The sequence below is a fragment of the Dyadobacter sp. 3J3 genome (genome assembly GCF_009801115.1).
Lineage (GTDB): Bacteria > Bacteroidota > Bacteroidia > Cytophagales > Spirosomataceae > Dyadobacter.
Genome location: NZ_VTOL01000054.1, coordinates 1 through 506, shown reverse-complemented (window position 1 = coordinate 506; position 506 = coordinate 1). Strand labels below are relative to the sequence as shown.

The following is a 506-nucleotide window of genomic DNA, read 5'->3' as shown; positions in this document are numbered from 1 at the left end:
GATTTTATTCTGATGTATCTGAAAGAAAACCCTAATCAGTCCTACCATGGTTTGCTGTTTGAGATGTGTCAATCGAAAGTAAGTGAATGGATTAAGTTTCTGTTGCCGTTACTGGAGTCTTGTTTGTCTAAATTGAACTTTATGCCCTTAACCGGCAGTGAATTCAAACCGGCAGCTGAAATTGACACCGATTACCTGATCGCGGACGTATCCGAGCGTGCCATTCCCCGGCGTCGATGCGATCAGGCACAGCAGGAAGAATACTCGGGAAAGAAAAAATGTCACACGATCAAAAATCTTGCTATCACTGATTCCAATGGTAAAGTCCTGTATTTAAGTGAAACTTATGAAGGCTCAGTTCATGACAAGACTATTTTTGATCAGGTTCAGATTCATACCCAGGGACTTAACCTTTTGCTTGATTTAGGGTTTCAGGGAGCTGAAAAAGATTGCCCCTGTGCAATATTACCTTTCAAAAAACCTAAGAAACGAGAATTAACAGATTT

The 506-nt window shown here is 40.7% G+C and carries 1 protein-coding gene and 1 pseudogene; both read left to right on the top strand.

Annotated elements, in window-relative coordinates; all coding sequences use genetic code 11:
• Positions 1-12: 12 nt before the first annotated feature.
• Positions 13-117, top strand: a pseudogene (locus FZF08_RS32470) (transposase family protein); the annotation flags it as partial.
• A 24-nt stretch (positions 118-141) separates the two neighbouring features.
• Positions 142-506, top strand: a 365-nt coding sequence (locus tag FZF08_RS31480) for a transposase family protein (RefSeq protein ID WP_229216790.1), incomplete at its 3' end; no start/stop codon positions are given.